Origin of the sequence: Bradyrhizobium sp., assembly GCF_049581145.1 — a bacterium.
Taxonomy (GTDB): Bacteria; Pseudomonadota; Alphaproteobacteria; order Rhizobiales; family Xanthobacteraceae; genus Bradyrhizobium.
The window spans coordinates 1-12,790 of the sequence record NZ_JBAURI010000420.1 but is presented as its reverse complement, the minus strand read 5'-3'; the positions used below and the strand labels follow the sequence as shown (position 1 = coordinate 12,790).

Below are 12,790 nucleotides of genomic sequence, written 5' to 3'. Positions count from 1 at the left end.
ATCAGCGCGGTCTTGCCCGAGCCGACCGGACCGCCGATGCCGACCCGCGCCGCGCCGGCGCCTTCTGTTGCCGCGCGTGACGCGTCGTGACCACCACGCAGACTGTCGAGCATCGTTTCACCTCAACATATAGCGGCGGGCCAAAGGCAGTTCGCGCGCCGGCTCGCAGGTCGCAAGCCGGCCGTCGACGAAGACGTCGAAGGTTTCGGGGTCGACCGTGATCTTCGGACAGACATCATTCCACAGCATGTCGCGCTTCGAGAGCTTTCGCGTATCGCGCACCGGCAGCAGGCTCTTCGACAGGCCCAGCGCGCCGGCGAGATCGCGCTCCAGCGCCAGCGGATGCACGAAGCACGACGACAGCGCGGCCGGCGCACGCCCGAATGCGCCCCATTGCGGACGCATCAGGATCGGTTCGCAGGTCATCAACGAGGCGGCGCTGTCGCCCATCGCACCCCAGGCGATGAAGCCGCCCTTGATGACGAGTTCGGGCTTGATCCCGAAAAAGGCCGGCCGCCACACCACGATGTCGGCAATCTTGCCGTCTTCGAGCGAGCCGACATGATCCGCCATCCCGAACGTCCTGGCGGCATTGATGGTGTATTTTGCGATGTAGCGGCGGATGCGCGCATTGTCGCCAAGCCCGGGCTTCTCTTCCGGCAACGCGCCGCGCTGATCCTTCATCTTCGAGGCGAGCTGCCAGGTCCTGCAGATCACCTCGTGAATGCGGCCCATGCCCTGGCTGTCGGAGCCGAGCATCGAGATCGCGCCGATGTCGTGCAGCACGTCCTCGGCCGCGATGGTCTGGGCCCTGATCCGGCTCTCGGCGAACGCCACATCCTCGGGAATGGCGGGGTTCAGATGATGACAGACCATCGTCATGTCGAGATGTTCGTCGAACGTGTTCACCGTGTACGGATTGGTCGGATTGGTCGACGACGGCAGGCAATTCATCTCGCCGGCGATGCGGATGATGTCGGGCGCATGGCCGCCGCCGGCGCCTTCGGTGTGATACATGTGAATGGTGCGGCCGCCGATCGCCTCCAGCGTGTTCTCGACAAAGCCTGACTCGTTCAACGTGTCGGTGTGGATCTGGACCTGGAAGTCGTAGTCGTCGGCGACCCGCAGGCAGGTGTCGATCGCCGCCGGCATCGAGCCCCAGTCCTCGTGCAGCTTCAGACCCATGACGCCGGTCTCGAGCTGTTCGACCATCGGCGGGGCGCGGTGCGAATTGCCGCGGCCGAGAAAGCCGAAATTCATCGGCCAGGCTTCGGCCGCCTGCAGCATCTTGCCGGTGTTGAACGGACCGCCGGAATCGATGCCCACCGTGATCGGGCCGAGCGAGCCGCCGATCATCGTGGTGATGCCGCTGGCGAGCGCATGCTCGACAAGCCCTGCGCTGTCGAAATGCACGTGAACGTCGATCGCGCCGGGGGTCGCGATGAGCCCCTCGCAATCCCTGACCGTGGTTCCCGTGGAGACGATCAGGCGCGGATCGACGCCGTCCATGATGGCGGGGTTGCCGGCCTTGCCGATGCCGACGATCCGGCCATGCCGGATGCCGAGATCGGCCTTGACGATGCCGATGACGGGGTCGATCACCAGCACGTTGCAGAGCAGGAAATCGAGCGCGCCCTCGGCGCTGGTGATCCCGGCCATGCCGATGCCGTCGCGCAAGGTCTTGCCGCCGCCATGCAGGCATTCATCGCCATAGACCGCATGATCCTTCTCGACCACCGCGATCAGCGAGGTGTCGCCGAGGCGCACCGCGTCGCCGGTGGTCGGGCCGTAGAGTGCGGCGTAATCCCGCCGGTCGATCGTTACCAAGTCGCAGCCTCCTTGTTCAGGCTCCGCGGAAATCGCGCGCTTTCGCCCGCGCCAGCGCCGCATCCCGCACAAGCGGATCGGATGCGAGACCATTGGTGAGATTGTTCAGCCCGGTCAGTTCATTCCTGCCGCCGAACTCGACCAGCGAGACGTCCTTGGACGCACCCGGTTCGAACCGCACCGCCGTGCCTGCGGGAATATCGAGCCGCATGTTGAACGCGGCGGCGCGGTCGAACTCGAGCGCCTTGTTGACCTCGAAGAAGTGGAAATGCGAACCGATCTGGATCGGACGGTCGCCGGTGTTGACCGCGGTCAGCCTCACGGTGCGGCGGCCGGCGTTGAGCTCGAGCCGCCCCGGCTTGGCCTCGACAAGCCCGGGATGCTCGGTATCCGCGGCCGACCCCGGCGCCGCACGAATCGGCTCATGCACCGTGACGAGCTTGGTGCCGTCGGGGAACACGCATTCCACCTGGATGATCGACATCATCGCCGCGATGCCGGGCAACACGTCGTCGGTCGACAGGATGGTCGACCCGAACCCGATCAGCTCGGCCACGGAGCGGCCGTCGCGCGCGCCCTCCAGGATTTCATCGGTGATGATCGCTACGGCTTCCGGATAGTTGAGCTTGAGGCCCCTGGCACGGCGGCGGCGCGACAGTTCCGCCGCGTTGAAGATCGTCAACCTCTCAAGCTCCGTCGGCGTCAAAATCATCGTTGATGACCCTCAATTGGCAAAGAGCCGCAGATCGGCCTGGGTGTGCCGGGCCGAGGCGATGTCGAGAAACGGCATGAAGCTTTCCATCTCTGCGTCATCGGACGGCGCGCGCGCGGCGAGCTGTTCGATCAGCGGCAGGCAGGCCTGCAGCACGGCCTGTCCCCGCATCGCGCCGATGGTGCCAAGACGGACGGCGACGGCGATCAGGCCGGAGGCCACCGCATATCCCGACGTCAACTGCGCCAGTTGCTCGGTCAGTCCGACCGCCGACCAGACCGCGCCCTGCATGACCGCGATGTGCCCGAGGCATTCGCCGGTTCGCACCGCATCGCGCAGCGCGCAGGCCAGCTCGCCGCCGAGTCTCGCGTGCGAGGCCAGAAAGGATGCGCCGTTGCGGCGCGAGCCGCTGCGCAACGCCTCGGCCAGGGTCGAGGCCTCGACCTCGCAATCGATCGCGGCGATGGCCGCAAGCTCGCCATTGGCCCGGAACGCGCGCAGCAGCGCGATCCGATCGTAGCTCGCCCAGCGCCGGCGCAGAATGGTCATCACCAATTGTTCGAGTTCGCGCGCCGCCATGTCGCCGCGCAACGTGATGGCGCCTTCGAGCCCGTAGGAAAACGCGAAGGCGCCGCTCGGGAACGCTGCATCGGCCTGCCAGATCGCGCGCAGCGTTGCGAGCATGGCTAGTGATCGTGCCGGTGCGGATGGGGCGCAGCCTCGGCATCCCCGGTCAGCGACGGTTCCGCGGAGCCGTGGGGATCGTGGACCTCCTCATCCAGCACGGTGACGCCGACCCGGCGCGACGTGATCAGGTTCTCCAATCGGGCGGTATAGTCCTCGGGCCGCCCTTCCAGGGCGACCAGCAGGACCTCGCCGCCGAACCGGACGCGCCAGTGCAGATTGCCGACGTGATATCCGAGCTCGACGGCATCGCTGATCGAGCGCGGCTCGAGGCGAAGCCAGCGCTCGGAGGCGGCTCGCACCACGATCGCGCGATTGTCGTCGATCAGCAGCACGGCGCCGTCGAACAGCTTCTGGTTGCGCGGCAGCGCGATCGCCAACTCCTCGCCGCCGCGCGTCGTGATCAGCAGCCGGCGCCGCGCCAGGTCGGCCACCGGCACGTTGACGACGTCGATCGCCCCGCGATGCTCGAGCCGGTGAAGCTCCTCGGAAAACTCGGGCTCCAACCGGCTACCCAGCACGCGGTCGATGCGCAGCATCGCAAATACCTCCCTGACACCTGATCGTTCAGCGATTGCCCGCTCATCTGGCGAGCAACTTTTTTAGCGTGGGGTATTCATCGAGGCTCACGATGCGCTCTCCACCTCCCACGCGTTCCATTCACCGTCGCAGCGACGCGCGGGCCGAGCCTGCGCCGGCAGGATGATCCTGCCGGCGCAGAGCGTTTCCGTCTCAGCTATGCGCGACTTTCTTGTTCGGAATGCCCTCGATCGGGCACTCCTCGGTCCCGACGGTCGTTCGCGTGAACGATTCGACCATCTCGCGCGTCCCCTCGGGATCCGCGATCCATTTGGAATAGAATTCGTAGGGACAGGCTGCCACGCCGCGATCGCCGTCGCCCGAATTGATCATGCCGGTGTAGCCGCGGTGAACCAGCTTGAAGAGATGGTTCTCCGATTGGCCGGTCCTGCGCGCGTCGCGGATCAGCGACTTGGAGAGCTGGGCATACTGGATGCCGTAATCCTCCTCGCCGCATTCGCCGAGCGTGCGGCCATCGAAGCCGATGATCGCGGAATGGCCGAAATAGGAGTAGACGCCGTCGAAGCCGGCCGCATTGGCGACCGCCACATAGCAGTTATTGGCCCAGGCCATTGCTTTCGCCATGATCACCTGCTGATCCTTGGCCGGATACATGTAGCCCTGGCAGCGAACGATCAGCTCGGCGCCCTTCATGGCGCAGTCGCGCCAGATCTCCGGATAATTGCCGTCGTCGCAGATGATCAGCGACACCTTCAGGCCCTTCGGGCCTTCCGACACATAGGTGCAGTTGCCCGGATACCAGCCTTCGATCGGCACCCAGGGCATGATCTTGCGGTATTTCTGCACGATCTCGCCCTTGTCGTTCATCAGGATCAGGGTGTTGTAGGGCGCCTTTTTCGGATGCTCCTCGTGGCGTTCGCCGGTCAGCGAGAACACGCCCCAGACTTTCGCCTTGCGGCAGGCCTCGGCGAAAATCTCCGTCTCCTCGCCGGGCACGACCGAGGCCGTCTCGTACATCTCCTTGGAATCGTACATGATGCCATGCGTCGAATATTCCGGGAAGATCACGAGATCCATGCCCGGAAGGCCGCTCTTCATGCCGACGATCATCTCGCCGATCTTGCGCGCGTTGTCGAGAACCTCCGCCTTGGTGTGAAGGCGCGGCATCTTGTAGTTCACGACGGCAACGCCGACCGTGTCTTGACTCGAGGAAATATCTCCGTGCAGCATCTCGCTCTCCTTGCAGCTTGCTCTTCAACAAACAATGGTGCGCCGCCATCGCACCGTTGCATCCGCATCCCGCGACGCGCTCCTCAAACCGCCATGTGGCGGTGAACCAGCGCATCGCTGAGGTCTCCGATGTCGCCCGCCGCCACCACGCGCCCCTTCTCCATCATGGCGAAGCGGTGGGCCGCCTGGCGGACGAACGACACATTCTGCTCGACGAGAATCACGGTCATGCCGATCTCCCGGTTGAGCCGGATGATGATTTTTTCGATCTCCTCGACGATCGAGGGCTGAATGCCTTCGTTCGGCTCATCGAGCAGGATGATCTTCGGATCGGCGGCGAGCGCACGCGCGATCGCCAATTGCTGCTGCTGGCCGCCGGACAACACGCCGCCATTGCGGTCGAGATTCTCGATCAGGTACGGAAACAACTCGGCGACCAGTTTCGGTATCTCGCGCTTGCCGTCGGAGCGCGCGAACGAGCCCATCAGGATATTCTCGCGGATCGAGAAATCCGGAATGATCTCGCGGCCCTGCGGAACATAGGCGATCCCTGCCCGCGCCCTGCGGAATGTCGGCTCGCGGCCGAGTTCGGTATCGTCGAGCCTGATCTCGCCATTCATCCGGTCGGTCAGACCCATCAATGTCTTCAGAAGAGTTGTCTTGCCGGTGCCGTTGCGGCCCAGCACCGCGGTGATCTTGCCCTCCGGCACATCCAGGCAGACGTCATGCAGGATGTGGCTGCGGTCGTAGAAGCTGTCGACATGGGAGAAGGCCAGCATCACGAGATTCCCTTCGAGCCGAGATAGGCTTCGCGCACCTTGGGATTGTTCTCGATCTCGGCCACATTGCCTTCGGCCAGCACCTGGCCGAGATGCAGCACCGTGATGCGTTCGGCGATCTCACGCACGAAGGCCATGTCGTGCTCCACGACGACGATGGTGTGGCGTCCCTTGAGGTTGTTGACGATCAGCGAGGTCTTGTGCGTCTCCGCCTGTGTCATGCCCGCGGTCGGCTCGTCGAGCAGAATGATCTTTGGATTCTGAGTGATCAACAGACCGAGCTCCAGCCACTGGGTCTGGCCGTGACTGAGATAGGCCGCGACCTGGTCAGCCTCCTCGGTCAGGCCGATCAGTTCCAACACCTCGTCGACCCGCGCCTTCGCCGCGGTGCCGAAGCCGAACCTGAGATTGGCGAACACCCCGGGCTTCTTGCAGCTTGCCACTTCGAGATTGCGGCGAACCGTGAGATCCTTGAACACGCTCGGGATCTGGAATTTTCGTCCGATCCCGGCGCGCGCGATCTTGTGCTCTTCCCAATTGGTGATCTCGGTATCGTGCAGATAGACGTGACCGCCGGTGCTCCTGGTCTTGCCCGAAATCAGATCCATCAGCGTGGTCTTGCCGGCGCCGTTGGCACCCAGCACCACACGCAGTTCACCATCATCGATGGTCATCGTGACGCCGTTGACGGCCTTGAAGCCTTCGAAGTCGACGCTCAAGCCGTCGATGGTCAGCGCCACCCCTGCCATCACGCTACTCCGCCAACTGCGACGATGGACTGCTCACGCCAAGCGCGCGGCCATCCGATTTCGCCTTCCGCGTCACGACGCGATCGACGAGATCATGGGCGAGGCCGGCAAGCCCGCGCGGCAGATAGAGCACCACCAGCACGAAGATCAGCCCGATAATGGCTTTCCAGGCTTCGGCGAAGCCCTGGGTCTCGCTGACCGTCGCCGAGATCATGTTGATGGCGATGGCGCCGATGCAGGCGCCGAGGATCGACGTGCGACCGCCGACCGCGGCCCATACCACCATGGTGATGGAGAAGGTGAGGTCCATGAAGGTCGGAGAGGCAAACTCCGAGACCACCACGTAGAGCATACCCGCGAAGCCGGCGATCGCCGCCGAGGCCGCCAGGAAGAAGGTCTGATAGGCCGGAACGTCGAAGCCGAGATAGCGCGCCCGGTTCTGGTCGTCGCGCACCGCCTGCAGGATGATGCCGGCCCTGGTCTCGACCAGCAGCCGTGCGCCCACCAGCACCAGACTGAGCGAGACCGCGACCAGGTAATAGGTCGGAACGATATACGGGTCGAACTCGAAGCCCAACACCTTGAGCCAGCCGAGATCGGTGAGGCCGTTGAAGCCGTTGGTGATCGGCTGCGCGTCGATCACGACAAGCCGCACCAGGAGCACCAAAGCGAGCGTGATGATGGAGACGAATACGCCCGAGATCCGCTTGCGGAACACGATCGAGCCGATCACGACCGCGATCAGCACCGGCAGGATCACGCCCATCGCGACGCCGAACCACTGGCTTTGAAACGGCAGCCACAGGAACGAGGCCTTGTTGATGCAGCAGAGTTCGGTCGGCGCCCCAGGTTCGGCGTTCCACAGCATGAAGTCCGGCACCGGTCTGTCCGAACCCTGCTGCAGGCTGGTCTGGCTCGCCAGTTTCAGCGACATTGCGAACATGTAGGCGCCGGCGCCGAAGAACAGGCCCTGGCCGAGATTGAGGATTCCGGCATAGCCCCATGACAGCGCGACCGCGACGCCCACCATGCCGAACACCAGATATTTGGCGATGCGGTTGAGCCAGAACGGGTCCACCACCAGCGGCGCAGCCATGATGAGGACCACGAACGCGGCGTAGATGGCCCAGTCGATGCGGCGCTTCAACGGCATGTTCAGCGGCCCTTCAGGGCGAACAGGCCCTTCGGCTTGAGAATGATGATCGCGATCACGACCGCGAACACGACCGCGCGCGCCAGAATGTCGTTGGTCGCGGAGGCAACCAGACCGTCGATCTCGCCCAGGATGCCCGCGGAAAACACCGAGCCGAGCAGGCTGCCGACGCCGCCCATGACCACGACGAGGAAGCCATCGACGACCATCGGCGTCCCCATGTCGGGAAACACCGTCTTGAAGCCCGACATCATCACGCCGGCGACACCCGCCAAGCCCGAACCCAAGGCGAAGGTCAGCGCATTGACCCGCGCCACGTCGATGCCGCAAGCCGCCGCCATCTTCGGGTTGCGGATGATGGCGCGCACCTGCGTGCCGAGCGTGGTCCGGTAGATGATGAACCAGGTGACCAGCGAAAGAAGTGCGGTCACCAGGATGATGAAGGTCCGGTAGCGGTTGATCCCGGCGCCGGCGATGGTGAACGTCCCCTGCAGGTACTCGGGCACGCTGACGTTCTGCAGCCCGGGTCCGAGCCCCTGGATGTGAATGCCGAAGAACGACAGGCCGAATTCCAGGCGTACCGCCTGCTGGATCAGGATCGCAACGCCCCAGGTCGCGAGCAGCGTGTCGAGCAGACGCCCATAGAGCCGCCGCACCACCACGCGCTCGATCAGGAGCCCAAGCGCTGCCGTCACAATAAAGGCAAGCGGGATCGCGACGAAGATGTTGGTACCGAGCCAGATGCCCGATAGCACCGTCACATAGGCGCCGACCATGACCATCTCGCCATGCGCCATGTTGATGACGCCCATCGCCCCATAGGTGATTGCGAGCCCGAGTGCGACCAGTAGCAGGATCGACCCGAGACTGAGACCGATGAAGAGAACCTCAAGCATGCCACCACCCTCTCATGCACTGCGCCAGCGCGCGATGAACGAGACTTTCTGAGGATCAGGGAGTTGCATCCACCGCGCAAGGCGCGGTGGATGCGTTTTCGAGGATCAGGTTTTGTTGAGCTTGGACGTATCGAGACCCTTCGACGTGCAGAACAGGTTGGTCGGGGTCTCGCCATAGGCCACGTAAGGCAGCGGCATGATCGGCTCCTTGTAGGCGTCGATGATCTTGCCCTGGCCGTCGGTCTGCCACTGCGCAATGCGCGGCGTCAGATAGGTGTGCAGGTTCTCCGGCTCGATCTTGACGTGCCCGTTCGGCGCATCGAACTCCTGTCCCTTGACGGCATCACGGATCGCGAGCGGCGTGATCGAGGCCGCCTTCTCCACCGCCTGCTTCCACAGGAAGACCTGGAAGTAGGACGATTCCAGCGCGTGATGGGTGACCGCCTTCGGATCCTTGACGAAAGTCCGGTACCGCTCGACGAACGCCTTGTTGCGGTCGGTGTCGATGGCCTGGAAATATGGAAATGACGTGAAGCTGCCGACCGCATATTCCGCGCCCATCGCCGCGATCTCGATCTCCGAGGTCACGGTGGCGCAGATCGGCAATTTGTCGTGGGTCAGGCCCTGGTTCTTGTATTCACGGTAGAAGGCGATGACGGAGTCACCGACCACGTTGGACAGCACGACATCGCAGCCTGAGCCCTTGATCTTGTTGACCATCGAGCCCCATTCGGAGTGGCCGAGCTCGAGATATTCGTCCGCGATCCACTCGCCGCCGTTCTTCTCGATCAGGATCTTCGAGACCTTCGCCATCTCGCGCGGATAGATGTAGTTCGATCCGACGATGAAGAACTTCTTCTTGCCGAGCGTCTTGATGATCCACGGGATGAAGTTCGAGAGCTGCTGGTTCGGAACGGCGCCGGTATAGACGACGTTCTTCGAGCATTCGAAGCCTTCGTAGTAGGTCGGATAGAAATAGAGATTGTTGTGCTTCTCGAACACCGGCAGCACGGCCTTGCGGCTGGCCGAGGTGTAGGACCCGAACACGGTCGGAACGCGATCCTGAATGACGAGCTTGGATGCCTTTTCGTTGTAGGTCTTCGGATCGGACGCGCCGTCCTCGGCAATCGCCACGATCTTCATGCCCTTGACGCCGCCGGCGTCATTGATCTCGCCGATCGCCATCATGGTGGCGTCGTGCAGCGATTTCTCGATGATCGAGAGCCCACCCGTCAGCGAGAACAGCACACCCACCTGGATCTCACCCGCGGCGCGCGCGCCGGTACTGAAAACCCAGGGCGACGTAATCAACGAGCTGCCCGCGAGCAGCCCGTTCCTCAGAAACTTGCGCCTGTCGACCGCCATAACTCCCGCTCCCGTTTGTGTCCGGACGCACCAACACGTTCGCGCCGAAGCACGTTGTTCCCTACCGAAAAGTTTCCAGATCAGATCGATCGCCGAAAACGCGAGCGCGTCGGCGGCGATTTTCGACCCCAAAACAAAAAAAGCCCGACAGATCCTAGCGGATCTTTCGGGCTACCCAGCCAAGGCCAAACCAGCAGCATTGATGGTCCGGCAAATGTCACAAAGAGTTTCTCCCTTGCGACAAAAAAAGCTAATCATTTTTCGGTCGGTATTGCAACAGCTCATTTGCGTGGATGATCGCAGCCGCCATGTCGTCCATCGACAGGCGCTTCGACATCGCCTGACGACGGATGCTTTCGTAGGCTTCCGCTTCGTTCAAGCCCTGGCCGTCCATCAAGATCACCTTCGCTTTCTGAATCCGCTGGATGCCCGCGAGCTTGCGCTCGAGCTTGCGCACGCGTTTCTCGGCATCGCGCCGCTCCAGCCAAAGGCTGCGCGCGATGGTCAGATTGGTCAGAAGGCCGAATGGACGGATCGGGCGCTCGATGACCGCGACAGCACCTGCTTCGATGACAAGCTGCAGGGTCGAGGGATCTTCGTAAGAGACGACGGCGATCAGGGTCGGCCGACGTCCGTTGTCCGATTTCAACAGCCGCTGGATTTCATCGCGCACATCGTGCTCGATCGCGAGCAGCACGATGTCGGCGCCTTCCGCCCAACAGTCCGGCACCGGCCATTGCGTTTCGACCATGCATCCGATGCGGCGCAGATGCTCGATGAGTTTTGTGCGTTCCGAGTCCGGCGGGTGCACGACATGCACCCGCAGACCGCGCAAATCACGAAGAATCTGGATGGCCACTTCCGCCTCTCCGGTACGCAACACTCAGGGACGAAGCAGTTGCAGGTCGTCGACCGACCAGTCATCCAGGCTCTGCACGACGCAGTACGGGTCCGGCTTGACCCGCACGCCCGGATTCCAGACGGTCTGGAAGCGGCCGTTGCGGTCGAGCCGCGCGATGCGGGGCCAGAGATAGGTGTGATTGTTTTCCGGGTCGATTCGGACCCGGCCCTGCGGCGCGTCCCATTCGGCGTCGCGCAGATTGGCCAACACCTGTTCCGGATCGTCCGAGCCGCATTTGGCGACGGCCCGCATCGCCAGATGAACCTGAAAATAGGACGCTTCGGCGCCGGCGGTGACCGGCGCATCGGCGCCGTATTTGTCCTTGAAACTGCCGACGAAGCGCCGCGCGGCGGGTGACGACAGCGTCTCGAAGAACGGTGCCGCTGTGATATGGCCTTCCGCGGCCTCCGGCCCCATCTCGGCGACTTCCGCCTCGCTGGTCGTGAGGCTGGCAATCGGCATCCGCGCGGGATCGAAACCGGCCGCGCGATAGGCGCGGTAGAGCGTGGATGTCCCACTGCCGACGACGGTCGAGAAGATCACATCCGGAGAGGTCTTCTTGATACGCGCGATCACCTTCTCGAAATCCTTGTCCTGCGGGTAAAGCGGGACATAGATCTCGTCCAGAACCTTGCCCTTTCCCTGCGAGACGAAATCGCCCATGACGCGATTTGACTCGTAGGGGTAAATGTAATTCGAGCCGACGAACAGGAACCGGTTGCCGAAGGCCGACAACAGGAAGCGCGCGAGCTGCAGCGAATTCTGGTTGGGCGCGGCCCCGGTATAGATGCAGTGGCGCGAATACTCGAAGCCTTCGTAGAGGGTCGGGTAGAACAACAGCCCCCGATGCGTTTCGACCACCGGCAGCACGGCCTTGCGCGTGCTCGACATGTAGCAGCCGAACAGCAGCCTGATGCGGTCGACCTGAAACAACCGCTCGGCAAAGGAGCGGAATTTCTTGTGGTCGGAGGCCGGATCATACATCACGGGCTCGATGGGACGCCCGAGAACGCCGCCGTTGGCATTGATCTCCTCGATCGCCAGCAAGGTGGCGTTGAGCTGCGTGCGCTCGATCGTCGACGTCACGCCCGACTGCGAAAACAGGACGCCGACGCGCCAACTCCCGGTATTATCGTCCAGCACTGCCATTATCAGCCATATCCCGCAGCATCGACGGTTGTCGTCCGCCGACCTCAGGCAACTTATGACCGAATTGATCAGATTGGAAATATGCTTGTTGGCCGAAATCGATATCGCCGCGGATCTTCCGAAACTCAGCCGGCGGCACGCGCTGGCCTCGATCGCGAGCGCCGGCATGGCTCGGACGATGTGAGAAGAACCGTCCGCGCCGACCCGAGCGATTTCGGCTCGGCGCGGGTTGTAGCCATGCTAGACCGCCTTGGTGAGCGCCCCATCGATGATGAGGTTGGTGCCGGAGATCCGGCTGGCCAATGGACTCGCCAGGAACACCACGCCGACCGCGACTTCCTGCGCCGTCCCCATGCGGCCGGTCGGATTGAGCGACATCGCTGTCTTGTACAGGTCCGGCATGCCCTGTTCGATGTTGTGCCAGATGCCGCCTTCGAAATAGGTATTGCCCGGCGAGATCGCGTTGACGCGAATGCCCTTGGCGATGAGCTGGCTGCTCAGCCCCTTGGCGTAATGAATCAACGCGGCCTTGATGGCGCCGTAGGAACCGGCGGCAAAGTCGACCTCGAAGCCCGACACGCTGGAGACGATGGCGATCGAAGCCGATTTTGATTTTTCCAGATAGGGCATGGCGGCCGCAACCGAATTGACGGTGTGCATCATGTCGGTGCGGAACGATTTCTCCCACGTCTCGGGCGTATCGCCGACCGCGAGCGCGCTGACATTGCAGACCAGGCTATCGATGCCGCCGAGTTCGGAAGCGGCGCCTTCGATCCAGCCTTTCAGCGCCTCGGGATCGGCAACG

The 12,790-nt window shown here is 63.1% G+C and carries 13 protein-coding genes; all 13 read right to left on the bottom strand.

All coding sequences use genetic code 11. The features are described from left to right. Positions 1 to 117 precede the first annotated feature (117 nt). Positions 118 to 1,827: an urease subunit alpha gene (ureC, locus tag WCB02_RS13710; protein WP_423958764.1), complete on the bottom strand. Its 1,710-nt coding sequence runs from the start codon at positions 1,825 to 1,827 to the stop codon at positions 118 to 120. Positions 1,828 to 1,843: 16 nt separating this feature from the next. After that, positions 1,844 to 2,539 carry an urease subunit gamma gene (locus tag WCB02_RS13705; protein ID WP_423958763.1) on the bottom strand — a complete coding sequence of 232 codons (696 nt, stop codon included), beginning with the start codon at positions 2,537 to 2,539 and terminating at the stop codon, positions 1,844 to 1,846. 12 nt (positions 2,540 to 2,551) lie between these two features. Next, positions 2,552 to 3,223: an urease accessory protein UreF gene (locus tag WCB02_RS13700; RefSeq protein ID WP_423958762.1), complete on the bottom strand. Its 672-nt coding sequence runs from the start codon at positions 3,221 to 3,223 to the stop codon at positions 2,552 to 2,554. Between the two features lie 2 nt (positions 3,224 to 3,225). Next, positions 3,226 to 3,762 (bottom strand): urease accessory protein UreE, encoded by a 537-nt coding sequence (gene ureE / locus WCB02_RS13695; RefSeq protein ID WP_423958761.1) that lies wholly within the window; start codon positions 3,760 to 3,762, stop codon positions 3,226 to 3,228. Between the two features lie 193 nt (positions 3,763 to 3,955). Then, on the bottom strand, positions 3,956 to 4,993 hold the full coding sequence (locus WCB02_RS13690) for an aliphatic amidase (protein WP_423958760.1): 1,038 nt from the start codon (positions 4,991 to 4,993) through the stop codon (positions 3,956 to 3,958). Between the two features lie 83 nt (positions 4,994 to 5,076). Next, positions 5,077 to 5,772: an urea ABC transporter ATP-binding subunit UrtE gene (gene urtE, locus WCB02_RS13685; protein WP_423958759.1), complete on the bottom strand. Its 696-nt coding sequence runs from the start codon at positions 5,770 to 5,772 to the stop codon at positions 5,077 to 5,079. Further along, entirely contained in the window at positions 5,772 to 6,521 is a 750-nt protein-coding gene (urtD, locus tag WCB02_RS13680; RefSeq protein ID WP_423958758.1) for an urea ABC transporter ATP-binding protein UrtD, read from the bottom strand. Before urtD ends, urtE begins: the two co-directional genes overlap by 1 nt. 4 nt (positions 6,522 to 6,525) lie before the next feature. Further along, the gene (gene urtC, locus WCB02_RS13675; protein ID WP_423958757.1) at positions 6,526 to 7,674 is read right to left on the bottom strand and encodes an urea ABC transporter permease subunit UrtC; all 1,149 of its coding nucleotides are present in this window, start codon (positions 7,672 to 7,674) and stop codon (positions 6,526 to 6,528) included. A 2-nt stretch (positions 7,675 to 7,676) separates the two neighbouring features. Further along, a complete protein-coding gene (gene urtB, locus WCB02_RS13670) occupies positions 7,677 to 8,570 on the bottom strand; it encodes an urea ABC transporter permease subunit UrtB (RefSeq protein WP_423958756.1) in 894 nt (297 codons plus the stop codon). A gap of 105 nt (positions 8,571 to 8,675) precedes the next feature. Continuing rightward, positions 8,676 to 9,935, bottom strand: a complete 1,260-nt coding sequence (locus WCB02_RS13665) for an ABC transporter substrate-binding protein (protein ID WP_423958755.1) — start codon at positions 9,933 to 9,935, stop codon at positions 8,676 to 8,678. 250 nt (positions 9,936 to 10,185) lie between these two features. Next, on the bottom strand, positions 10,186 to 10,794 hold the full coding sequence (locus WCB02_RS13660) for an ANTAR domain-containing response regulator (RefSeq protein WP_423958754.1): 609 nt from the start codon (positions 10,792 to 10,794) through the stop codon (positions 10,186 to 10,188). Between the two features lie 24 nt (positions 10,795 to 10,818). Continuing rightward, the gene (locus WCB02_RS13655) at positions 10,819 to 11,985 is read right to left on the bottom strand and encodes a transporter substrate-binding domain-containing protein (protein WP_423958753.1); all 1,167 of its coding nucleotides are present in this window, start codon (positions 11,983 to 11,985) and stop codon (positions 10,819 to 10,821) included. 240 nt (positions 11,986 to 12,225) lie between these two features. Continuing rightward, positions 12,226 to 12,790 (bottom strand): SDR family NAD(P)-dependent oxidoreductase (locus WCB02_RS13650; protein ID WP_423958752.1); only part of this gene is annotated, 565 nt, incomplete at its 5' end.

Excerpts from the sequence above, each read along its gene's own strand:
- WCB02_RS13705 (WP_423958763.1), bottom strand. The coding sequence starts at position 2,539 with ATGATTTTGACGCCGACGGAGCTTGAGAGGTTGACGATCTTCAACGCG.
- WCB02_RS13700 (WP_423958762.1), bottom strand. The coding sequence starts at position 3,223 with ATGCTCGCAACGCTGCGCGCGATCTGGCAGGCCGATGCAGCGTTCCCG.
- ureE (WP_423958761.1), bottom strand. The coding sequence starts at position 3,762 with ATGCTGCGCATCGACCGCGTGCTGGGTAGCCGGTTGGAGCCCGAGTTT.
- WCB02_RS13690 (WP_423958760.1), bottom strand. The coding sequence starts at position 4,993 with ATGCTGCACGGAGATATTTCCTCGAGTCAAGACACGGTCGGCGTTGCC.
- urtE (WP_423958759.1), bottom strand. The coding sequence starts at position 5,772 with ATGCTGGCCTTCTCCCATGTCGACAGCTTCTACGACCGCAGCCACATC.
- urtD (WP_423958758.1), bottom strand. The coding sequence starts at position 6,521 with ATGGCAGGGGTGGCGCTGACCATCGACGGCTTGAGCGTCGACTTCGAA.
- urtC (WP_423958757.1), bottom strand. The coding sequence starts at position 7,674 with ATGCCGTTGAAGCGCCGCATCGACTGGGCCATCTACGCCGCGTTCGTG.
- urtB (WP_423958756.1), bottom strand. The coding sequence starts at position 8,570 with ATGCTTGAGGTTCTCTTCATCGGTCTCAGTCTCGGGTCGATCCTGCTA.
- WCB02_RS13665 (WP_423958755.1), bottom strand. The coding sequence starts at position 9,935 with ATGGCGGTCGACAGGCGCAAGTTTCTGAGGAACGGGCTGCTCGCGGGC.
- WCB02_RS13655 (WP_423958753.1), bottom strand. The coding sequence starts at position 11,985 with ATGGCAGTGCTGGACGATAATACCGGGAGTTGGCGCGTCGGCGTCCTG.